Here is a 21,999-nt window from a genome sequence, read left to right as displayed (position 1 = left end):
GTTATTTTGCTTTTAAATAGGCCGAAACGCGATTTTTGGCGTTGTTTCGAATCGGCGCGTAAAATAAATTCATGTCGGCCTGATGCCAATTCTTGATTTTGACAAAAGTTCGTCCAAAAACGTAGGGGGTATTAATCCAAAGTAATCCTTGATGATTTTGGGCATCGGCGAAATTTTTAACCCATTTGAATCCATACGATACCCCGCCTGCATTAAGTTCTTTGGGGGCAAATGATTCGTCGAGGCTCCAGGTGAGCGGGTTGGTAGAAACCAATTCAGTTGGTTTGCCAGGGTGCCAAGGTGGCAAGTAACCTTGCTGGAATGTCGTCCAAGCCACGAAACAGCCAGTTTGATCTGCTGAGGTGCAAGGTTGGATATTGGTAAATGTGTTTTTAGGCGTTGCAATTCCAATTAAGTATCCCGCCACGAATTGTTTTTGTAAATTTTTGCCGTCAATCAATTCTTTGATGAGGCGGGTGGCATGAACAGTTCCTTGGCTATGGGACGCGATAATGAATGGCCGACCGTTATTATGTTTTTCCAGATAGTATTCGAATGCTTTTTTGACATCGGAGTAGGCGAGTTGTAACGAGGAGTCTTTGTCGGCCTTATTCGGTGTTACAAATGCATAGTAATGAGCTTGGCGGTAGCGTGGAGCATAGACACGACCCGCTGCATTAAATATGGTTGCTTGATTTAAGATGGTAGACGAATCGACTTTATGATTCAAATACTGATCTTGAATATTTGCGTTCCATTGAAAGGGGGTATTGGGTGCGTAGGTGTAAATGGTTGGATGGATAAAAAAAACATCAGCCTGTGCTTGGTCTTGTTCATCCTTTAGGGGTGATTTTGCGGGAACTGCGTCCGCTGCATCTTTGCGATTCGGCAATGCGGCCCAGTTTTCTGAAAGGGCATAATTAATCTCAGGGGGTATTGGGCTTTCTTTCCAAGCAACAGAAAGGTTTGCGGGAACCTGAGTTTTACAAGCCGCTGCTAAACAGAGGGTTATGCTCAGAAGAAATATTTGCCGAAGAATCAACATATTTGAAATAATTGGTCAAAGCTACTAAGAAATTAAGCGTTTAGGAAGCAATATTGATTTAATGGATGTTAAGATTTGTTTTCAATTAAAATATTTTCGGAAAAATTGGTATAATTTTAATATGAAAGATTGGGCAAATTCTCAAATCTTGTTTAGCTTTGTTTCAGAAGTGGAAAAATATTCACAACAACTTCAAACAATTACATTTATGAAAAAACTTTTTACTCAAATCTTGCCGATTTTCACGGTCATCTTTTTACTTGCGTTTGTAGCGAATGCGCAGACAAAAGTAGGGGGAACAGTTAAAGATGCGGCATCCAAAGAACCATTAATCGGGGTAAGTGTTTCGGTTAAAGGAAAAGTAATCGGTACGATTACCGATGCAAATGGTCGTTTTTCATTTACGACAACAACGCCCGTTCCATTTACGATCTCTGTATCGATGGTGGGATATGAGCGTCAAGAAATTGCGGTTAAATCAGCAAAATCTGATATTTCTATTGACTTAAAAGAGCAGTCTGTTTTAGGGCAGGATGTGGTAGTTTCTGCTTCTCGTATTGAGGAATCTGTTTTACAATCACCTGTGTCGATTGAGAAAATGGACTTACGTGCGATTCGCGAAACTCCTTCTGTTAACTTCTATGATGCCTTGCGCAACATGAAAGGGGTTGAGGTAAGTACACAGTCAGTGAACTTCTCTTCAGTGAACATGCGTGGTTTTAATAGCAATGGTAACGTTCGTGTGGTTCAATTAATTGACGGTATGGACAACCAAGCGCCAGGTTTGAACTTCTCGGTAGGTAACATCGTAGGTATTTCGGAGTTGGATTTGGAGGGTGTCGAGGTATTGCCAGGTGCAGCATCTGCTCTTTATGGTCCGAATGCGATGAATGGTATCATTTTGATGAATTCAAAGTCTCCATTCTTGTATCAAGGTTTGAGTGCTCAGGTAAAAGCGGGTGCGATGTACGCAGGTAATCGTACAGAGGCATTGACGCCATACAGTGATATCTCTTTGCGTTACGCAAAAGCAATCAATAACAAGTGGGCTTACAAGATCAACTTCAATACATTAAGTGCGGAAGATTGGCAAGCAACTGATGATCGTGATCAAAGTTTGTTAAATGGATCGTCGTTAAGCTTCGGGAGTCGCTCATCTAATTTGGCGTACAATGGAGTAAGTATTTATGGAGATGAGACGAATGCGAATATGTTATCGTCATTATCTCCTTTATTGGGAATTCCTACAAACCCATTAACTGCGGGTATTAATCAAATTTCTAAAGCCACTGGAGGGTTGTTAACTCCTTCGGCTATTTTGGGATATATCGTTCCCAATGTGAATATTTCACGTCAAGGTTATGCAGAGCGCGATATCGCATCTTATGCGAACCGCAATATGAAATTCAATGCGGCATTGCACTATCGTTTTAATGACAAAGTTGAATTGATTTTACAAGGTTCTTATGGTCAAGGTACTACCTTATATACGGGAGCTGACCGTTACTCTATTAAGAACTTCTCAATGGGTCAATACAAGGCGGAGTTGAAGGGTGCTAATTTCTTCTTACGTGCTTACACGACACAAGAGAATTCAGGAGATGCTTATGCAACAGGTACTTTGGGTCAGTTGATCAACGAGGCAGCTAAGCCTAGTACGGCTTGGTATCCGGAATACTTCAGCACATTTGCTGGTTTAGCATTGACAAACTTTAGTACTGTATTACAAACTACTTTAGCACAAACGAAAAACCCAACTACTGCAGTAGGTGCAGCGATTGCTAGTACACAAGCTAGCTTCCCATTCTACCATGGAACGGCTCGTTCGGTAGCTGATGCGGGTCGTTTGATTCCAGGTACTGCAGCGTTTAATACAGCTGTGGAAGCCATCAAAGGAAGACCTTTACCACAAGGAGCGAAGTTTACGGATAAGTCGGCCCTATACCACTTAGAAGGTATGTACAATTTCACAGAGAAGTTGAACAATAAATTAGAGGTAATTGTGGGTGCTAACTACCGTCAATATGCGTTGAACTCAGAAGGAACTTTGTTTGCTTTGCAAGATAATGGCAAAGAATTTACAATCAACGAATTTGGTGCATATGCGCAAGTAGCTAAGAAAATGTTTGACGATAAGTTTAAGTTAACAGGTTCGATGCGTTATGATAAGAATGAGAACTTTGATGGTCAATTTAGCCCACGTTTAACAGGGGTTTATACAGAAGGCCGTTCGAACTTCCGTGCGTCTTACCAAACTGGTTTCCGTATTCCTACGACACAAGATCAATACATTGATTTGAATACCCCATCCGCTCGTTTGTTAGGTGGTTTGCCAGTCGTTCAGGATCGTTACAAGTTATCAGGTAATTCATTTACGCTTCAATCGGTATTAGCTGGGAAGCCTTCAGTTTATCAATCTAAAGCTTGGAAGCCTGAGCAAGTTCGTACCATGGAATTCGGTTACAAAGGGTTCTTAGGGGATCGTTTATTAGCAGATTTCTACATCTACCAATCGAACTTCACAAACTTCTCAGCTGGACAGGTTGTTGTTCAGACACCGGCTCAACACCAAGATCCAACGGTCTTAGGAAACAAGCTTTTCTCGTTCCCATCTAACGTGGATAACGAAGTTGTTACAAACGGTTGGGGCTTAAGCTTAGATTACCAATTAGGTTCGAACTGGACTTTGGGTTCAAACGTGTCTTACAATGCGGTGAAGGACAACGGTGGATTGGGTGATTACCAATTAGCGTTTAACACACCAAACTATCGTACAAACGTTTCTTTAGGAAATCGTAATATCGGTGGTTCAGGTTGGGGTGTCAATGCAGTTTGGAGATACCAAGAGAAATTTGTTTGGCAATCATCGATTGTTAATCAAGTGGTTAACCAATCTCAGTTGAGTTTAATTCCAGCATTCAATACATTAGATGCTCAGGTGAGCAAGAAATTGCCGGGCTTGAAGTCAATCTTGAAGGTGGGTGGAACCAACTTGTTTGGTACTCCTTATACGACAGGATGGGCTAACCCAACAGTGGGTAGCATGTACTATGTAAGCTTAACATTTGATGAGTTATTGAACAAATAAGATAATCTCATTTTTCTTGAGGCTGCCCCGAAAAGGGCAGCCTCTTTTTTTGTACCTTTAAGGATTGAATTTTTAGGAAAAGGCATGGACTTAACGGGTTTTTCACATATTGAGGTATTGGGTGCGCGTGAGCACAATTTGAAAGATATTGATGTTTCCATCCCAAGAAATCAATTGGTTGTCGTTACGGGTATTTCAGGTTCAGGGAAGTCATCGCTGGCTTTTGATACGATCTATGCCGAAGGACAGCGCCGTTATATGGAGAGTTTCTCTGCTTATGCGCGCTCATTTTTAGGAAACATGGAGCGTCCGGATGTGGATAAAATTGAGGGGCTTTCTCCGGTGATTTCCATTGAACAGAAAACGACGTCTAAAAATCCCCGTTCTACGCTGGGGACAGTCACTGAAATCTATGATTTCTTACGTCTCTTGTACGCCCGTGCCTCAGAAGCGTATTCGTATTTGAGTGGGGAGAAGATGGTTAAGCAATCGGTCGACCAGATTATTGGCACCTTGATGTCTCAATTCGCCCAGGGGAAAGTCATTTTGTTGGCCCCGGTTGTCAAGGGTCGTAAAGGGCATTACCGTGAATTATTTGTTCAGATTGCCAAGTGGGGTTATACCAAGGTACGTGTGGATGGGGAAGTCATGGACATCGAGCCAAAAATGCAATTGGATCGTTTTAAGGTTCACGATATCGAGGTCGTAGTTGATCGTTTGGTTATCTCGGAAGATGAACGCGTACGTTTATCCCAAAGTCTACAAACGGCAATGAATGTGGGGAAAGGTCAGGTTTTTGTGTTAGATGCATCAAATAAATTGCATTATTTTTCCCAAACCCTGATGGATCCCAAGACGGGTTTATCCTATGATGAACCTGCGCCCAATACATTTTCTTTCAATAGCCCATACGGGGCATGTCCTTGTTGTTCGGGACTCGGGGTCGTAGAGGAAATCACGGAAGAATCTGTTATTCCAGACCCATCATTAAGTATCGTACGTGGAGCAATTGCGCCGATTGGGGAGTATCGGGAGTTATGGATTTTCAAGCAGTTGGAGGTGTTGTTGAAGCCCTATCAAGTTAGTTTATCGACGCCCATTGCGAAGTTTCCGCGGGAAGCTGTTGAGTTGATGTTGTATGGAACCGATGAGCCCGTTCCGGTACCTTCGAAGAAATATGTGGGTTCGGAATGGAATTCGAAATACGATGGTATTATCAACTTTTTGAAAAGGCAGCAAGAGAGTGGTTCGGAGAAGACGCAGGATTGGTTACAAGATTTTTTAGTGATAAAAACGTGCCCGGAATGTCAAGGCTATCGCTTGAAAAAGGAGGCATTGCATTTTAAGATTGATGGGAAACACATTGGGGAATTAGCCCAAATGGACATCGCGGAGTTGGCGATTTGGTTGAGTGATGTGGAGACTCGTATTTCGGAACGTCAAGTTCAAATTGGGTCGGAGGTACTTAAGGAGATTCGTAAACGGGTTTCGTTTTTAACTCAAATTGGCTTGACGTATTTGACTTTGGACCGGCCGATGAAGACCTTGTCTGGAGGGGAATCTCAACGGATTCGTTTGGCTACGCAGATCGGTACACAATTAGTGGGCGTATTGTACATTATGGATGAACCTTCAATCGGCTTACATCAACGTGATAATGAGAAGTTGATTCAGGCCTTGAAGGATTTGCGGGATTTAGGAAATTCGGTCTTGGTGGTGGAGCATGATAAGGATATGATGTTGGAGTCAGATTATATTCTGGATATAGGTCCGGGAGCTGGCCGACATGGTGGTCAGGTAGTGGGCTCGGGTACTCCGGCTGAATTTATCAAATTAGGTACCCCGACCGCTCAATTTTTAAATGGAAGTTTAGCGATCAAAGCTCCTGCAAAGCGACGTGAAGGAAATGGGCATCGCATTGAATTGAAAGGCGCAACGGGCAATAATTTAAAGGGTGTCTCCGTGTCTTTTCCTTTAGGGAAATTCATTACCGTGACGGGAGTTTCGGGCTCGGGAAAATCGACGCTTATTCATGATACCTTAGTGTTGAAACTGAAGCAACATTTTGATCGGACTAAACGAGATCCATTACCCTTTAAATCAATCACAGGATTAGAACATATAGATAAAATCATTGAGGTAGATCAATCCCCGATTGGTCGGACGCCTCGTTCCAATCCAGCGACCTATACGAATATGTATACAGATATTCGTGCCTTGTATTGTGAACTACCCGAGTCGAAGATTCGTGGGTATAAGGCGGGAAGATTTAGTTTCAATGTGAAGGGTGGCCGATGTGAGGATTGTGAAGGAGCGGGGCGCAAGAAGATTGAGATGGAATTTTTGCCTGATGTGTTAGTGGAATGCGAAACATGTAAGGGCAAACGATTTAATCGGGAGACCTTGGAGGTTCGTTTCAAAGGGAAGTCGATTTCGGATGTGTTGGATATGACGGTGGAGCAGGCCTTGGAATTTTTTGAGAATCAGCCTCGCATTCATCGCCGTGTACAGACCTTGTCTGAGGTTGGCTTAGGTTATATTACGTTGGGCCAGCATGCCACTACTTTGTCGGGTGGGGAAGCCCAACGTGTAAAGTTGGCCGAGGAATTGTCTAAAAAGGATACAGGGAAGACTTTGTATGTTTTGGATGAGCCGACAACCGGTTTACATTTTCAAGATGTGAAATTATTATTGGATGTCCTTCAAAAGTTAGTTGATAAAGGGAATACCGTATTAATTATCGAACACAATTTAGATGTCGTTAAAGTGTCGGATTATGTGATTGATATGGGACCTGAAGGAGGGAATGCCGGAGGTAAACTTGTTGCGGCGGGTACACCGGAAGAAATATGTAAGGTGAAAGGCAGTGAAACAGGCCGTTTCTTGAAGAAAGAAATGTCATAGCCCAAGCGGACGCTAATTCGAATACGATAATTTAATTTAATCTCCTTGGATTCGCGTCGAATTCGTTTAACTATTTTGGTAGAAATTATCATCATTTTGATTTTTTTCTCTCGTGATTTTGCGCTAGTTTGGTATTGGATTTCGTTGATGCTTTCGGGTGAAAAAACTTGAGCGTATTAACAAGCAAACACTTCATTATGAACCAAATTATCTTCATCCTCCTAATGGGCTCGATGGGCTACTTAATTGCGCGTCGATTTGCACTTATTGCGAAGACAATGCATCTAGCCAAGCCTATTCATGTGACCAATTCTGCGGCGCGTTGGAAGCGTGTATTGCTTCTCGCTTTTGGGCAAAAAAAGATGTTTGAAAAGCCGCTGGTAGGTGTTTTTCATTTTTTGATTTATGCGGGATTTGTTTTAATAAATATTGAAATCCTTGAAATTAGCTTGGATGGTCTTTTGGGGACGCATCGAATTTTTGCACCTACCCTGGGTGCTTTTTACGTGTTTATCATTAATTTTTTTGAATTATTGGCTGGCGGGGTAGTCATTGCCTGTCTCGTATTTATCTTTCGGAGAATTTCAAAAAATCCGGAGCGCCTAGATCCTGATAAGCAACGTGAATTAAAGGGATTTCCTGTGAAGGATGCGATGAACATCCTCGTTATCGAACTCGTTCTTATGTCAGCTTTGTATGTGATGAATGCGGCTGATCCAGCATATTCCTTTGTCATTTCAAAGCATTTAAAATCGCTTCTCCCGGAAGGGAATCTGCATTTTATTGAGCAGGCTGCCTGGTGGATACATTTGGTGGGCATACTTCTATTTGCCTTGTATGTGACTTATTCCAAACACTTACATATCTTTTTTGCCTTTCCGGCGGTTTATTATTCCAATCTTGATTCTAGCGCGCGCATGCAGGATATGCCTCATGTGATGAATGAGGTGAATATCATGTTGGGGAAACCCGGAGAGCCTTCCAATACAGAGGTGAAGTTTGGTGCACAGGACATCAAGGATTTGACAATTAAAAATGCTTTAGATGCTTACAGTTGTACCGAGTGTGGGCGCTGTACGGAACAATGTCCCGCCAATCAAACGGGAAAGTTGTTATCTCCACGTAAAATCATGATGGATACCCGAGATCGCCTGGAAGAGCTTCAAAAAGATCCGAATTCGACCAATACACTTTTGGGGAATTACATCAGTGCGGAGGAGTTACGTGCTTGTACAACCTGCCAAGCCTGTGTCGAAGCTTGTCCGATTCAATTATCCCCATTAGATATTATCTTAGAATTACGTCGCTATCAAATCATGGAGCAATCAGATGCTCCGGGGGCATGGAATGCCATGTTTGCGACGATTGAAACAAATCAAGCACCCTGGAAGTTTGATGCAAATGACCGCTTAAATTGGGCAAAATCATGAAAAAAATCCTCTTTGTTATTCTCGCTTTAGTGGTTCTTTATTTCCTCGGGCCACATCCGGATGCACCGACCTTACCCGGCCCATCTTGGAATGACATTCCGCAAGATCCCATGGCAGTTAGTGCCTATTTGAAAGCCAAGGAAGCCACAAATCGTAACCTGAAGCCGGATAACGAGGGCCAGATTATTTGGGCTGATTCGGCGAATCCGCAAAAAACAAAGACGGTTGTTCTCTATGTACACGGTTTTTCAGCCTCGCCAATGGAGGGGAATCCTTTGCACAAGGCGGTTGCGAAGGCGTTGAAGGCCAACTTAGTTTTGGCGCGTGTGGAGGATCATGGGGAATTCCCAACAGATTCGACAATGGCTAAAGCCACCGCAGATAAATTTTATCAGAGTGTTGAAAATTATTATGCACTGGCAAAAAAGCTCGGTGATGAGGTCATTGTTTTAGGTACGTCCTTTGGGGGTGCGATGTCTTTGGTTTTAGCCTCGAAACACCCGGACATAAAGGCTTTGATGCTTTATGGGCCATGCATTGCGATCAAGGATCCTACTGCCCCCTTGGTGGATAATCCGTGGGGATTGCAATTAGCGCGAGCTGTGATGCGAAGTGATTTTCGCGATATTCCATCGGTTAGCTCGGGACATAAAAGTTTTTGGAGTTTGCATTATCGTTTGGAGGGAATTGTGGCCATTCAGAATTTCTTGACACACGAGATGACCGAGGAGACGTTTTCACAGGTTAAAGTGCCTGTTTTCCTCGGTTATTATTACCAAGACGAAGAACATCAAGATAACGTCGTTTCAGTACAGGCTATGCGCGACATGTTCCCTAAATTAGGAAGTAAGATCAAACAAGAACAAGCATTTCCGCTTTCAGGTTATCATGTAATCACTTCGGATATTCTTGGAAAGCGAGTGGATTTGCCTATTAAAGCCTCGATTGAATTTATCAACAAACTATGACGCCTCAATTAATACTATATGCCGTTCCCTTTTTTCTGGCGACGGTACTTTTTGAGTCTTGGCTTTCTTACAAGGAGCAACGAGATTTTATTGAGTCAAAGGACTCGTTAACATCGATTGGTCTTGGATTAGGGAATTTGGCCGTAGGGACGATTACGAAGAGCTTAGCCTTCGTGACCTACTTTTATATTTATAATAATTGGCGTTTGGCTGATTTCCAGTTTAATTGGTGGCCTGTATGGGTATTTGCCTTTTTCGCTGAGGATTTTACCTATTATTGGGTTCATCGGATTTCACATGTTGTGCGGTTTTATTGGGCTTCGCACATGGTGCATCATTCCTCGCCTCGGTATAATTTGGCGGCAGCCTTGCGACAAACTTGGACTGGCAATTTAACGGGTGGGTTTTTGTTCTGGGCTTGGTTGCCTCTTTTGGGCGTTCATCCGTTTATTGTGTTCTTTTTCCAACAAACCAGCTTGCTTTATCAATATTGGATTCACACCGAATTCATTCAAAAAATGCCAAATTGGTTTGAGCAAATTTTTAATACCCCATCTCACCACCGCGTGCATCATGGGACGGATTTGGAGTATTTAGATACGAACTATGCGGGGGTATTGATTATCTGGGATCGAATCTTTGGTTCTTTTAAAGAGGAAAAGGCTCGGCCACATTATGGTTTAACCAAACAAATTGTGAGCTATAATCCTGCCAAAATTGCTTTTTACGAATGGGTACAAATTGGAAAGGACTTGGCGCAGGCAAAATCCATGAAACAGGTAATCGGATTTTTGTTTGGCCCTCCAGGTTGGAGCGATGATGGGAGTCGGCTGACCGTAGAACAAATGCGAGCTTTAGAAAAAAAGAAATAGTCATGGAACTGCAAGTAACAACGATGGCCGAATGGGCTGCAAAAGGAGAGAGCCCTGATTTATTGTTTTGGGTAGGTTGTGCGGGATCATTCGATGACCGACATAAAAAAGTGACACGCGCCTTGTGTGAAATATTGAACCATGTAGGTGTCAAATTCGCTGTTTTGGGCACTGAAGAGTCCTGTACGGGGGATCCAGCTCGGCGAGCGGGGAACGAGTTTTTGTTCCAAATGCAGGCCATGCAGAATATTGAGGTCTTGAACATGTATGGTGTAAAGAAAATAGTAACGGCATGTCCTCATTGTTTTAATACATTGAAAAATGAATATCCATCATTGGGTGGGAGCTATGATGTGATTCATCATAGCCAATTGCTATCGGAATTATTGGCAGCCGGAAAGATTCAATTCAATGAAGAGAAAGAAACGATTGCCTTTCATGATTCGTGTTACTTAGGGCGTGGGAATGGCGTATATGATGCGCCACGCGAGGTCATTACGGGTTTAAAAAAGGAACTCAAGGAACTGAAAAGCTGTCGGACCAAAGGCCTCTGCTGTGGTGCCGGTGGCGCCCAGGTTTTTAAGGAACCTGAACCCGGTAAAGAAGATGTACAAGTAAAGCGTACGGGAGAAATCTTAGAATCTGGCGTAAATAAAGTAGCTTTGGGTTGTCCTTTCTGTATGGTGATGCTGCAAGATGGCTTGAATAAATCCGGCAAAGAACATGAAATCCAAGTAGTAGATTTAGCTGAATTGGTTCAGCAAAGCTTAAAATAAGATGTATATACCCTTTCAAGATCTACCTGATTCCGCCCGAATTTGGGTATACCAAGCCTCGAGATTCCTAAATTCACAGGAACTCGATTTAATTTCCCACACGCTTATTCAATCTTGTCAAGCCTGGGAGGCACATGGGGCACCTTTACAGGCATCTTTCGAGATTCGCTACCATCAAGTTATTATAATCGCTGTAAATGAAGCGATGAATGCAGCATCGGGTTGTTCCATTGATGCCTCGACGCGCTGGTTTAAGTCATTAGGGGAATCTTTGGAAGTCGATTTTTTCAGTCGGGACGTTGCCGTCATCCGTGACGAGCAAGTTCATTTAGTTGCTTTAGGTCAATTGAAATCCGCTGTTCAAGCGGGTGAATTAAGTCCCTCAGACGAAATCATAACTCCACTATTGCAAACGCTTGGTCAATACCGGTCAACTTGGTCGAGCAAAGCAGCAGATTCTTATTTAAAGCGTTATTTTTAACATGGCAGAAGATTTACAGATTCCGACGGGTTCACGGGAGGAAAAATATGCAGCATTATATCCTCAGATTCAAGGCTTGTTGGCCGGAGAAAATGATCAAACAGCTAACTTGGCCAACATCGTTGCCGCGATTAAAGAAGTATTCAGTTTTTTCTGGGTAGGTTTTTATATCGTGAAGGACGGTCAATTGGTCTTGGGGCCCTTTCAAGGCCCCGTAGCTTGCACGCGGATTCCCTTTCATAAAGGCGTTTGCGGGCATGCTTACACGATTGCCGAGACTGTGATTGTTCCGGATGTCGATGCTTTTCCAGGGCATATTGCTTGTGCATCTGCCTCTAAATCAGAGATTGTACTACCCGTAAAAAATCAAGTAGGTAAGGTTACGATGGTACTAGACGTCGATTCGGATGTCTTGAATGACTTCTCGCTTGTCGACCAACAAGGCCTTGAGAAAATATTGGGCTTAATTAACGAAGCTTGGCAATAACCGTTTCGGAACCGACAGGTTTGTCACCGATATTCACACAAATTTCCGCATCCAAAGGAAGGTAGATATCTATTCGAGAACCGAATTTGATAAAGCCAAATTCCTGACCTTGGGTTACTTGGTCGCCTTCTTTTACATACCAACAAATACGTTTAGCTAAGGCACCAGCAATCTGACGGAATAAGACCTCTGTCCCATTTTCATGTTTAACGACAACCGTGGTACGCTCGTTTTCAGTACTTGATTTGGGATGCCAAGCGACAAGGTATTTGCCTGGGTGATATTTAAAATAACTTACCATGCCGGAAATTGGATTAAAGTTCACGTGTACGTTAATCGGAGACATAAAAATCGATACCTGCTTTCTTTTGCCCTTGAAGTATTCCGGCTCCTCTACTTCCTCGATAACAACAACTTTACCATCTGCAGGTGCAATGATGTGATTCGGATTAATGTCCGTGTGACGTTTAGGTACACGAAAGAATTGGAGGATGATTAAAAAGAAAAGAGAAGTAATGACAACAATACCTTCGCGTAAATATACTTGTTCAGGGAAAAAGTAAGCGACTAGGCCATTAATTACTAAAACGATAAGCAATGAACTGATTAATAATGATTTTCCTTCTCGATGTAATGTCATGTAATTGTATTTTATACTGCGGGACTAGGCAGGAAGGACAAAATTACTACATTTTTTGGACCGTTACCTAAACAATATTCAATTTTTGTATAAAAAAAGTGCATTTTTGGGCTGTCGTTATTCAGATTTATGCGTATTCGTATCGTCGTTTTATTAATCTTTTTCTCCTTAGTAGCTTTATTTGCTACTCGAGCACAGACAATTTCTTGGCGAGAACCAGGTATTTCTACTTGCTATAAAATCGATTTTTTTAATAGCCATTTATATCAATCCAATGCCCAAGGCAGATGGGATGATTTGGGAGTCGTTCATTTTCAAGATGTAAAAGCAGGTGAAGTTTATTCGAGCGCTGATGGATTAAATCCCGTGAAATTAGATGGTCAGGTAGGTACTTTTCTGATCATGGAATGCAGCGGTCAGGTCTATCGGTTCACTTTAGCCTCAAAATCGTTAAAACGCGAGGATTTAACTTTTTTCCGCGGTGCCAATTGTCAAGCGGTGCAATTTGCGCGCAAAAATGAATTGTATAGTTTTGGCGGTTATGGTTTTTGGCAATCGACAAACATCATGACCAAATATAATCCTGTATCCAAAGATTGGCAGCACATTTTGGCCCAAGGGGATATTCCTCGATCTATTCACAAACATTTTGGTGTTTATATTCCTGAGACAGATATTTTTGTTCAAATTGGGGCAAATCGCATTAATCAAACCGAATCCGCCGAGGTGTTGGATCTTGATTTTGGTATCTATAACTATACCTTTTCTGATAAACGATTTAAGCGTTTGGGGGAGGTATTTGAACCCAGGTTACGTCAAATCATTGGGCATAAACGCAATAATTTTATGCTATCGCTGGGACGTTACATTATCATTTCGCCCTATGAAATAACCTCGGGTTACAATCATGACTTACTCTACATTATTGATACGCAAGATTCTTATAAGGGCTATCTGTGGACGAACCCTGCCCGTTTTCAAATTAGAAAGTTTAATGAGGAGCGTGGTATTATTTACGGAGTATTTACTCGAGGGCAAAGTATCTTTTTGCCACAGGTGCAAGAGTCCTATCCTTATGGGAATTTCCAAGTAGCGGAAGTCTCGATACAAACGCTTTTGAAGGAAAGTGAATATATGGGCCCTGTCATGGAGAAACCTTTACTCGAGAATATTCAGCAAATCGCTTTAGCTATTTTAGGGGTGGTCCTGTTGATTGTCATCTTGCGTTTTCTCGTACTTTTAAAGCACCGTAAGAAAAAACAACAGCTCAATCTATTATTAGGTGTAAACGAACGTCAATTCCTAGATTTTCTTCGTTTGAATTATCGCCAAGGCCATGTCTCGGGGCATCAGATTGTTGCCTTCTTTGGCAAACATAAAAGTAGCCCCGAATCACAAAGGCAATTCAGGGCTAAATTAATCGATGGTTTGACCAAGTCCCTCGGACTCGTTTTCCCAGGCGAACAAGTGTTGGACATTCAAGCCGATGAAAAGGATCAACGCATGCTGACCTATCGCTTGACCGATACCATCTACAAGGAACTCAAAAAATTATAAGTTCTTTTCTAAGAAATTCGTCAACATCGTGTATAGGTGTAATCGGGTATTCCCTCCTGAAATTCCATGATTCCGGTTCGGATAATAAAAGCTTTGAAACTGTTTATTCGCCTTAATCAACGCATCTTCTAAGGCCACCGCATTTTGGAAATGAACATTGTCATCCCCCGTTCCGTGTACGAGCAATAAGTTGCCTTTCAATTTATTCACATGGTATACCGGAGAGTTTTCATCGTAACCCGCCGCATTTTCTTGAGGGGTGCGTTGGTAGCGTTCTGTGTAAATCGAATCATAGAATCTCCAGTTGGTCACCGGAGCCACTGAAATCGCCGCCTTAAACACATCTGCACCTTGCATGAGGCAATTGGCCGACATGAATCCGCCGTAACTCCATCCCCAAATTCCGATCCGACTTTTATCCACATAAGGTAAGTTGCCAATATACTTAGCGGCAAAGATTTGGTCTTGTACCTCGATGCGACCTAAGTTTTGGTACGTGATTTTCTTGAAGGCTACTCCGCGGCCACCCGTTCCACGGTTGTCGACGCAATAAATCAAATAGCCTTTTTTCAACAGCATTTGATACCAATAAAAATCAGCCCCCGGGTACGAATCAAGAACTTGTTGGCTTCCTGGTCCTCCATAAACATGCATCAATACCGGGTATTTCTTGTTCGGATCAAAATTTGCGGGCTTAATCCAATAGGCATTCAAATGATCTCCATTCGCCAAAGGAATCTCGAAAAATTCACGTGGGGATAATTGATATTCCGTGATTTGAGCCTGCAATTTTTGGTTATCTTCTAATACTCTCACCAATCCTTTAGTCGAGCTTAACAAAGAGATTGTTAAGGGTTTTTTTGCCGAGCTATTATTTAACATGTAAAATGAAAAGTCGGGACTAAAGCTGGCTGTATTTGTTCCGCCGGATGTAGAGATTAACTTCTTCCCAGTCCCATCGATTTTGATCGCATAAACTTGACGACCAATCGGCCCTTGCTCCGTAGAATTGAAATACAATGTTTTGGTTTTTTCTTGGTAGCCATAGAAGTCATCTACCTCCCAATTTCCAGCTGTGATCGCCGTATATTTACCGGTTGCAATTTCGCCAACATACAGATGTTTGAAACCGCTTCGCTCGGAACTAAATATAAACGATTTCCCATCAGCTAAATAGGTGATGTCATTCCCAATTGCCTCAATCTCAATCGAGGTATCCGTATGTTCATCATACACGAGGCTAGTTGTTGCTTTGCTAATGCTATGGTGCAACAATTCCATGTGATTTTGTAAGCGATTTAGGCGAATAAATCCCACCACATCCGGATTCGTGGTCCATTTCAAACGAGGGATGTATTGGTTCTTTTCGGTACCTACATTAATAGGCTGGATTTTGTTCTCATCCAAAAGGGCCACCGATAAACTCACGATTGAATTTGCCTCGCCTGCCTTTGGGTACTTGTAGCGATAATCTTGTGGATATAATTCACCCCACATCTGCATGTTGTATTCGGGTACCCGACTTTCGTCGAAGGTATAAAAGGCAACCCTCTTACTATCTGGCGACCAAACAAATGCCTTCGCAAACGAAAACTCTTCCTCATAAACCCAGTCACAAGCTCCATGAATCAATTGATTGACCTTGCCATTCGTGGTGATGGCTGTTTCTTTTCCACTTGCTACATCCACCCAAAAAAGATTGTTATTACGAACAAATGCTACACGTTTCCCATCAGGTGATAATGTTGCATGCATCTGTTTGTCTCCCTGGGAGAGTAATTTTAAACTGCCATTTGATCGATTAAACAAATAGTTTGTCTCCTTTGAGCTGCGGCGATAGATCGGTTCTGATGCAGTTCCGATAAGAATCGTTTGTTCATCTGATGATATTTCAAATTCCTGTACATGGATGGTACCTCCCATGCTTGTTTTGTGAATCGCTTCATCAAAAAGAATCTCGAACTTACTTGGGTCAAGGACATTGTATTTGAGAATTTTGCCTTCTTTTAACTCTAAATAGGACTGTCCATCCTTCGTCCAGTTTAAATTTTGAATGTTCTTTTGACGGAATATGGGCTTCGACCAGATGTCATCCAAAGAAATGTCTTTTTGGGCGAATGTTGTCGCTGATCCCAGGATAAGGAATCCTAACAGAAGGTATTTGATTTTCATATTGTTGGAAGTAGGTGTTAATCTTGAAAGATTACAATGGGGTCTGTTTCTACCACATTGCTAGTTTGCAAGGCATTGTCTCGTATGAATATTTGAAATTTAAGGGTGTCGTTTTTTTCAGTAAATAAAGGCGAATAGCCTTTGTAAAAGGCGTAAACGAATTGGGTTGAGTAATCAACTGAGCCTTCGATCGGCCCCGACTTCTGATCTGCTTTGAATTTGAAATTCATTAATCCCCCTAGACTTGGACTAAAGGTAATGGGCACGAATTTGCCATTCTTTTTAAGCATCACATTGACTTCAAAATTGCGGAAATCTTTGTATTTGGTTGGGTTTGCTCTCAACTCAGCCTGTGTGATGCCTAAGTCGCCATCCCCATCTCGGAAATTGATCGACATGACAACCGAATCAATCTTCGCTTGACCTCCGAATCCATCATTACTGATTTTAGTAATTTTCTGAATTTGCTTGAAACTGATCGAAGGGACGGTACTCCATTCGGGTTCTTTCACGCAGGCCAAAAGTCCGCCAACGAAAATCAGTAAGCCCAGAATGCGAATGCTCCATTTCATAATTCGTAAAGTTAATGAATTGGTTTAATTTTGTATGAAATTTCAATAAAAGCCGTGCGCAACGATTCAAACATGTGGGAACCCTGGCGTGCAGAACTCAAGAATAAGGTTCTGTCCATGCAAGAAACTGACTTTGAATTCATTGCCTTGGAAATGTTTCAATATACTTTTGAGCACAATCCTTTATATGCACGTTATGTGCAATTAATGGGCGTGAACCCTGCAAGGGTTGAAGCGTTAACAGATATCCCCTTTCTACCCATCGAGTTATTCAAAAATAATCAAGTAGTAACAGGTAGCGCTCCCGTCTTGTTTAATTTTGAAAGCTCCGGAACGACGGGTCAAATTCCCTCCAAACATCCCGTTTGTGACCCCGAATTTTACCAAAAACAATCGAAACGAATTTTCGAAGAGCAATATGGTTCACTTACGGATTATCATATTTTTGCTTTATTACCCTCTTACCTCGAGCGAAGTACCTCTTCATTGGTTTTCATGATGGACCATTTTATCAAAGAGTCTGGTTCGGAGCTTTCAGGCTTCTTTTTGAATCAATATGAAGACTTGGTGGTCCAAATTAAAAAGGCCCTTTTGACTAATCGAAAGATTTGGGTGATGGGCGTGACTTTTGGTTTGCTTGATTGGGTAGATTCCGGGCAAGATTTTTTATTTTGGCAAGAAGCTATCGCAGCGAGTCGAATTACGGTCATGGAAACGGGTGGGATGAAAGGCCGCCGGGAGGAATGGATCCGTGAGCGGGTACACGATTTCTTAAAAGACAAAATGGGCCTTCCCCACATTGCCTCTGAATATGGCATGACGGAATTGTTTTCGCAAGCTTATGCAGCGCAGGATGGTATTTTTACTCCCGGTGTTTCGATGCGTATTCAGTTACGTGAGGTGACGGATCCTTTAGCCAAGGTAATCAAGCCAGGTCGAGTAGGTGGAATTCAAATCATTGATTTGGCCAACATTGATTCCTGTCCCTTCATTGAAACCAAAGATTTAGGCTCGCTGGAATCCGACGGATTCCGATTTAAAGTCTTAGGCCGTTTTGATAATTCCGAAATTCGGGGTTGTAATTTGATGGTTGATCAAGGGTGGGGTACCAGCCAAGCTGAACCGTCCAAATAAAACTCATTTTTCCAGATAGGAACTTCTTTTTTGAGCGTATCGATTAGCCATTCACAAGCCTTGAAGGCTTCCGCTCGGTGAACCGAACAAACGCCGATGATTACCGCGATATCGCCAATCTCTAATTTTCCGGTACGATGTGATACACTGATTTTACGAATCGGCCATTGTTCAGCGGCTTCGGTCGCGATGCGTTCCATCTGTTTTTTAGCCATAGCTGAATAGGCTTCCATGGTTAAATGTTCGACGTCCTTATTCTGGTTTTTATTTCGAATCGTTCCGATAAACAAACAGATTCCGCCGGCCTCCGGATCCTGTAAATACTGGTAGGTCGCATCAATCGATAAGGCTGTCTCGCTAAGTATGATTTGATGTGTCATTTACGCGAATAGGTTAGGTAACTATACTGATAGGCATTTTTCTCATCAGTCACTCCACGCTCTTGCTCGATTACTTCCCAGCTATCCAACGGGATTTCGGGGAAAAAGGCATCACCCTCAAAAATATCATGCAGCTGGGTAACTAAAATCTGGTCAGCCAAAGGAAGACTCAAGGCATATATTTCCGCACCACCTACAATGAAAATATCTTCGCGTGTTAATGATTTTGCTTTCAAAATCGCCTCCTCTACGGAATGGGTGATGATAGCGCCCTCGATTTGCAGATCTGCTTGCCGACTGATTACGATCGTCGTACGATTCGGAAGTGGCTTGCCTATCGACTCGAATGTTTTCCGGCCCATGATGATAACATGACCCGTAGTTAGGGCCTTGAAGCGCTTCAAGTCGGCCGGTAAATGCCAAATCAACGTATTGTTTTTTCCAATCACTCGATTTTCATCGAATGCAACCAAGATTTTTAGCACGATTTTAGGTTTTAATTGTCAAAAATAAGGGAATTTTTGGCCGGAATAACGTTATCAATTTTATTTTCAAAAACGCTTCACTTTTCGGGTTCAAAGCCCTAATTTTGTACAATTTTTGAGCCTGGTGTTAAGGACTTAAAAATTGCTAATCAATACTCTTAAAATTATATCATCTCGTGCCAAAAGATTCCTCGATTAAATCCGTCCTCATTATTGGTTCTGGTCCCATTGTCATTGGTCAAGCCTGTGAATTTGATTACTCTGGTTCTCAAGCCGCTCGTTCCTTACGTGAGGAGGGCATTGAAGTCATCTTGATCAATTCGAATCCGGCAACCATCATGACCGATCCGATGAATGCGGATCATGTGTATTTGAAACCTTTAGAGAAGGCTTCGATTATTCACATTTTGGAGAATCATAAGATTGATGCGGTTTTACCTACCATGGGGGGGCAAACGGCCTTGAACTTGGCGATTGATTGTGATGCAGCAGGGATTTGGGAGAAATATGGAGTAAAGATTATCGGGGTTGATATTGCGGCGATTGAGACGACGGAGGATCGTGAAAAATTCCGTTTGAAGATGTTGGAAATTGGTGTTGGGGTTTGTAAAGGGCGTACGGCTCGTTCATTCCTGGAAGGGAAAGAGATTGCGCAAGAGACAGGTTTCCCATTAGTAATCCGTCCATCGTTTACCTTAGGTGGAACAGGTGGTGGATTCGTTAATGATCCCAAAGATTTTGATGCGGCCTTGAACAAGGGTTTGCATGCTTCGCCCACGCATGAGGTGCTCGTAGAGCAGTCCATCATGGGTTGGAAAGAATATGAGTTAGAGTTGTTGCGGGATAATTTAGGCAACGTAATTATCATCTGTTCGATTGAGAACTTTGATCCGATGGGTATCCACACAGGGGATTCGATTACGGTAGCTCCGGCGATGACATTGCCGGATACCATTTACCAGCGTATGCGTGACATGGCCATTAAGATGATGAATGCCATCGGTCAGTTCGCGGGGGGATGTAACGTGCAGTTCTCATTGAATCCGGAAACGGATGAGATTATTGCGATTGAAATCAATCCGCGTGTATCTCGTTCTTCTGCCTTAGCATCGAAAGCAACGGGTTACCCGATTGCCAAGATTGCCGCGAAAATGGCGATCGGTTATAATTTAGATGAATTGACCAATGCCATCACGGGAACTACATCAGCTTATTTTGAGCCAGCATTGGACTACGTGATTGTAAAAGTTCCACGTTGGAACTTCGATAAATTTAAGGGCGCTGATCGTACTCTTGGACTTCAAATGAAGTCGGTAGGCGAGACCATGGGTATCGGTCGTAACTTCCAAGAGGCGCTACAAAAAGCTTGTCAGTCCTTAGAGATCAAGCGAAATGGTATGGGTGCCGACGGCAAAGAATTGCGTGATCAAGATGCGATTATGCATTCCTTAGCGAACCCATCTTGGAATCGTTTGTTCCATATTTACGATGCGTTTAAGTTGGGGATTTCGTTTAAGACGATCCAACAAGCCACTAAAATCGATAAATGGTTCTTGAATCAAATTGAGGATTTGGTTCGTGTGGAACGTGAAGTTGAAAAATACAGCATTTCGAATATTCCGAAGGAATTATTGGAAGAAGCAAAACACAAGGGATTTGCGGATCGTCAGATTGCGCATACCCTACGTTGTTTGGAATCTGAAGTTTACGACAAGCGTAATGCGATGGGTATCAAACGTGTTTACAAATGCGTAGATACTTGTGCGGCGGAATTTGAGGCGAAGACACCTTATTACTATTCGACATTCGGTCAGGTAGGTTCGGATGTGTTGGATAATGAGTCCCAAGTAACGCCGAAGAAAAAGGTCGTTGTTTTGGGTTCAGGTCCGAATCGTATCGGTCAAGGAATTGAATTCGACTACTCTTGTGTGCACGGGGTTTTGGCTGCGAAGGAAGCAGGTTATGAGACGATTATGATTAATTCGAATCCAGAGACGGTGTCGACCGACTTTGATATTGCGGATAAATTATACTTTGAGCCGGTATTCTGGGAGCATGTGTATGACATCATTCAGCACGAGAAACCGGAGGGAGTTATTGTGCAGTTGGGCGGTCAAACGGCCTTAAAATTGGCGGAAAAATTATCTAAATACGGAATTAAGATCATAGGTACTTCCTTTGAGGCCTTGGATTTGGCGGAAGATCGCGGAGCATTTTCAAGCTTGTTGAAAGACTTGAATATCCCTTATCCTAAATTTGGTGTTTGTGAGGATGCGGATAATGCGGTGGCACTTGGACGCGAATTAGGTTATCCTTTATTGGTTCGTCCTTCTTATGTTTTAGGAGGTCAGTCGATGAAGATTGTGATCAACGAGCAGGAGTTGGAGCAACACGTAGTAGATATTTTACGGGATATTCCGGGAAATAAAATCTTGTTGGATCACTTCTTGGAAAATGCGATTGAAGCGGAGGCGGATGCGATTTGCGATGGGGAAGATGTTTACATCATCGGTATGATGGAGCATATTGAACCGGCAGGTATTCACTCGGGTGACTCGCACTCGGTATTGCCTCCATTTGATTTGTCGGACAATGTCTTGAAGCAAATCGAGGATCATACGCGCAAAATTGCCGTGGCCTTAAAAACCAAAGGTTTATTAAATATTCAGTTCGCGGTGAAGGATGAGGTGGTATATATCATTGAGGCAAATCCGCGTGCATCGCGTACGGTTCCGTTTATTTGTAAGGCATACCAAGAGCCGTATGTAAACTATGCGACCAAGGTGATGTTGGGCGATAAGAAGGTGAAGGATTTTAATTTCCAACCTGTTAAGAAGGGCTTTGCAATAAAGATACCAGTATTCTCGTTCTCTAAGTTCCCGAACGTAAATATGGAATTAGGACCTGAGATGAAATCAACGGGTGAGGCAATTTATTTCATTGATGATTTAAAGGACGATTTCTTCCGTAAAGTTTATGGGGAAAGAAATTTATACTTAAGTAGATAA

Annotated in this window: 17 protein-coding genes; 11 read left to right on the top strand and 6 right to left on the bottom strand. The window is 42.5% G+C overall.

Features of this window, described 5'->3' with window-relative positions:
* Position 1: 1 nt before the first annotated feature.
* Entirely contained in the window at positions 2 to 1,045 is a 1,044-nt protein-coding gene (locus tag ACMH5P_RS06355) for a DUF3089 domain-containing protein (protein ID WP_459493504.1), read from the bottom strand.
* 208 nt (positions 1,046 to 1,253) lie between these two features.
* On the opposite strand from ACMH5P_RS06355, the gene ACMH5P_RS06350 reads away from it, so the two are divergent.
* From ACMH5P_RS06350 to ACMH5P_RS06315, 8 genes are all read left to right on the top strand, one after another.
* A complete protein-coding gene (locus tag ACMH5P_RS06350; protein WP_459493503.1) occupies positions 1,254 to 4,133 on the top strand; it encodes a TonB-dependent receptor in 2,880 nt (959 codons plus the stop codon).
* Positions 4,134 to 4,217: 84 nt separating this feature from the next.
* Positions 4,218 to 7,037, top strand: coding sequence for an excinuclease ABC subunit UvrA (uvrA, locus tag ACMH5P_RS06345; RefSeq protein WP_459493501.1), 2,820 nt, complete (start codon positions 4,218 to 4,220; stop codon positions 7,035 to 7,037).
* A gap of 197 nt (positions 7,038 to 7,234) precedes the next feature.
* Positions 7,235 to 8,467: a 4Fe-4S dicluster domain-containing protein gene (locus ACMH5P_RS06340; RefSeq protein WP_459493500.1), complete on the top strand. Its 1,233-nt coding sequence runs from the start codon at positions 7,235 to 7,237 to the stop codon at positions 8,465 to 8,467.
* Positions 8,464 to 9,435, top strand: coding sequence for an alpha/beta hydrolase (locus ACMH5P_RS06335; protein ID WP_459493499.1), 972 nt, complete (start codon positions 8,464 to 8,466; stop codon positions 9,433 to 9,435). Before ACMH5P_RS06340 ends, ACMH5P_RS06335 begins: the two co-directional genes overlap by 4 nt.
* On the top strand, positions 9,432 to 10,307 hold the full coding sequence (locus tag ACMH5P_RS06330) for a sterol desaturase family protein (protein WP_459493498.1): 876 nt from the start codon (positions 9,432 to 9,434) through the stop codon (positions 10,305 to 10,307). Before ACMH5P_RS06335 ends, ACMH5P_RS06330 begins: the two co-directional genes overlap by 4 nt.
* Positions 10,308 to 10,309: 2 nt before the next feature.
* Entirely contained in the window at positions 10,310 to 11,083 is a 774-nt protein-coding gene (locus tag ACMH5P_RS06325) for a (Fe-S)-binding protein (RefSeq protein ID WP_459493497.1), read from the top strand.
* 1 nt (position 11,084) lies between these two features.
* Positions 11,085 to 11,564, top strand: a complete 480-nt coding sequence (locus tag ACMH5P_RS06320) for a hypothetical protein (protein ID WP_459493496.1) — start codon at positions 11,085 to 11,087, stop codon at positions 11,562 to 11,564.
* A 1-nt stretch (position 11,565) separates the two neighbouring features.
* Positions 11,566 to 12,051, top strand: a complete 486-nt coding sequence (locus tag ACMH5P_RS06315; RefSeq protein ID WP_459493495.1) for a GAF domain-containing protein — start codon at positions 11,566 to 11,568, stop codon at positions 12,049 to 12,051.
* On the opposite strand, the gene ACMH5P_RS06310 is transcribed toward ACMH5P_RS06315, so the two are convergent.
* The gene (locus ACMH5P_RS06310; protein ID WP_459493494.1) at positions 12,032 to 12,691 is read right to left on the bottom strand and encodes a phosphatidylserine decarboxylase family protein; all 660 of its coding nucleotides are present in this window, start codon (positions 12,689 to 12,691) and stop codon (positions 12,032 to 12,034) included. The genes ACMH5P_RS06315 and ACMH5P_RS06310 overlap by 20 nt on opposite strands.
* A gap of 129 nt (positions 12,692 to 12,820) precedes the next feature.
* Here ACMH5P_RS06310 and ACMH5P_RS06305 point away from each other — a divergent pair, with 129 nt between their 5' ends.
* A complete protein-coding gene (locus tag ACMH5P_RS06305) occupies positions 12,821 to 14,248 on the top strand; it encodes a hypothetical protein (RefSeq protein WP_459493493.1) in 1,428 nt (475 codons plus the stop codon).
* Here ACMH5P_RS06305 and ACMH5P_RS06300 read toward each other — a convergent pair.
* Entirely contained in the window at positions 14,243 to 16,420 is a 2,178-nt protein-coding gene (locus ACMH5P_RS06300; RefSeq protein WP_459493492.1) for a S9 family peptidase, read from the bottom strand. The genes ACMH5P_RS06305 and ACMH5P_RS06300 overlap by 6 nt on opposite strands.
* A 17-nt stretch (positions 16,421 to 16,437) precedes the next feature.
* Positions 16,438 to 16,992 carry a hypothetical protein gene (locus ACMH5P_RS06295; protein ID WP_459493491.1) on the bottom strand — a complete coding sequence of 185 codons (555 nt, stop codon included), beginning with the start codon at positions 16,990 to 16,992 and terminating at the stop codon, positions 16,438 to 16,440.
* Positions 16,993 to 17,064: 72 nt separating this feature from the next.
* On the opposite strand from ACMH5P_RS06295, the gene ACMH5P_RS06290 reads away from it, so the two are divergent.
* Positions 17,065 to 18,126: a long-chain-fatty-acid--protein ligase gene (locus tag ACMH5P_RS06290; RefSeq protein ID WP_459493490.1), complete on the top strand. Its 1,062-nt coding sequence runs from the start codon at positions 17,065 to 17,067 to the stop codon at positions 18,124 to 18,126.
* Here ACMH5P_RS06290 and ACMH5P_RS06285 read toward each other — a convergent pair.
* Together ACMH5P_RS06285 and ACMH5P_RS06280 are read right to left on the bottom strand one after the other, a co-directional pair.
* Complete coding sequence (locus tag ACMH5P_RS06285; RefSeq protein ID WP_459493489.1) at positions 18,087 to 18,506, bottom strand: molybdenum cofactor biosynthesis protein MoaE; 420 nt, start codon at positions 18,504 to 18,506, stop codon at positions 18,087 to 18,089. The genes ACMH5P_RS06290 and ACMH5P_RS06285 overlap by 40 nt on opposite strands.
* The gene (locus ACMH5P_RS06280; RefSeq protein WP_459493488.1) at positions 18,503 to 18,991 is read right to left on the bottom strand and encodes a dihydrofolate reductase; all 489 of its coding nucleotides are present in this window, start codon (positions 18,989 to 18,991) and stop codon (positions 18,503 to 18,505) included. Before ACMH5P_RS06280 ends, ACMH5P_RS06285 begins: the two co-directional genes overlap by 4 nt.
* A 176-nt stretch (positions 18,992 to 19,167) precedes the next feature.
* Between ACMH5P_RS06280 and carB the strand changes: the two genes are divergently transcribed.
* A complete protein-coding gene (gene carB / locus ACMH5P_RS06275; RefSeq protein WP_459493487.1) occupies positions 19,168 to 21,999 on the top strand; it encodes a carbamoyl-phosphate synthase large subunit in 2,832 nt (943 codons plus the stop codon).

The organism is Aquirufa sp. 5-AUSEE-100C1 (genome assembly GCF_054558655.1).
This window is presented reverse-complemented; position numbering and strand designations above follow the sequence as displayed.

Excerpts from the sequence above, each read along its gene's own strand:
- ACMH5P_RS06315 (WP_459493495.1), top strand. The coding sequence starts at position 11,566 with ATGGCAGAAGATTTACAGATTCCGACGGGTTCACGGGAGGAAAAATAT.
- ACMH5P_RS06305 (WP_459493493.1), top strand. The coding sequence starts at position 12,821 with ATGCGTATTCGTATCGTCGTTTTATTAATCTTTTTCTCCTTAGTAGCT.
- ACMH5P_RS06355 (WP_459493504.1), bottom strand. The coding sequence starts at position 1,045 with ATGTTGATTCTTCGGCAAATATTTCTTCTGAGCATAACCCTCTGTTTA.
- ACMH5P_RS06310 (WP_459493494.1), bottom strand. The coding sequence starts at position 12,691 with ATGACATTACATCGAGAAGGAAAATCATTATTAATCAGTTCATTGCTT.
- ACMH5P_RS06320 (WP_459493496.1), top strand. The coding sequence starts at position 11,085 with ATGTATATACCCTTTCAAGATCTACCTGATTCCGCCCGAATTTGGGTA.
- ACMH5P_RS06330 (WP_459493498.1), top strand. The coding sequence starts at position 9,432 with ATGACGCCTCAATTAATACTATATGCCGTTCCCTTTTTTCTGGCGACG.
- ACMH5P_RS06350 (WP_459493503.1), top strand. The coding sequence starts at position 1,254 with ATGAAAAAACTTTTTACTCAAATCTTGCCGATTTTCACGGTCATCTTT.
- uvrA (WP_459493501.1), top strand. The coding sequence starts at position 4,218 with ATGGACTTAACGGGTTTTTCACATATTGAGGTATTGGGTGCGCGTGAG.
- ACMH5P_RS06340 (WP_459493500.1), top strand. The coding sequence starts at position 7,235 with ATGAACCAAATTATCTTCATCCTCCTAATGGGCTCGATGGGCTACTTA.
- ACMH5P_RS06300 (WP_459493492.1), bottom strand. The coding sequence starts at position 16,420 with ATGAAAATCAAATACCTTCTGTTAGGATTCCTTATCCTGGGATCAGCG.
- ACMH5P_RS06295 (WP_459493491.1), bottom strand. The coding sequence starts at position 16,992 with ATGAAATGGAGCATTCGCATTCTGGGCTTACTGATTTTCGTTGGCGGA.
- ACMH5P_RS06285 (WP_459493489.1), bottom strand. The coding sequence starts at position 18,506 with ATGACACATCAAATCATACTTAGCGAGACAGCCTTATCGATTGATGCG.
- ACMH5P_RS06325 (WP_459493497.1), top strand. The coding sequence starts at position 10,310 with ATGGAACTGCAAGTAACAACGATGGCCGAATGGGCTGCAAAAGGAGAG.
- ACMH5P_RS06335 (WP_459493499.1), top strand. The coding sequence starts at position 8,464 with ATGAAAAAAATCCTCTTTGTTATTCTCGCTTTAGTGGTTCTTTATTTC.
- ACMH5P_RS06290 (WP_459493490.1), top strand. The coding sequence starts at position 17,065 with ATGTGGGAACCCTGGCGTGCAGAACTCAAGAATAAGGTTCTGTCCATG.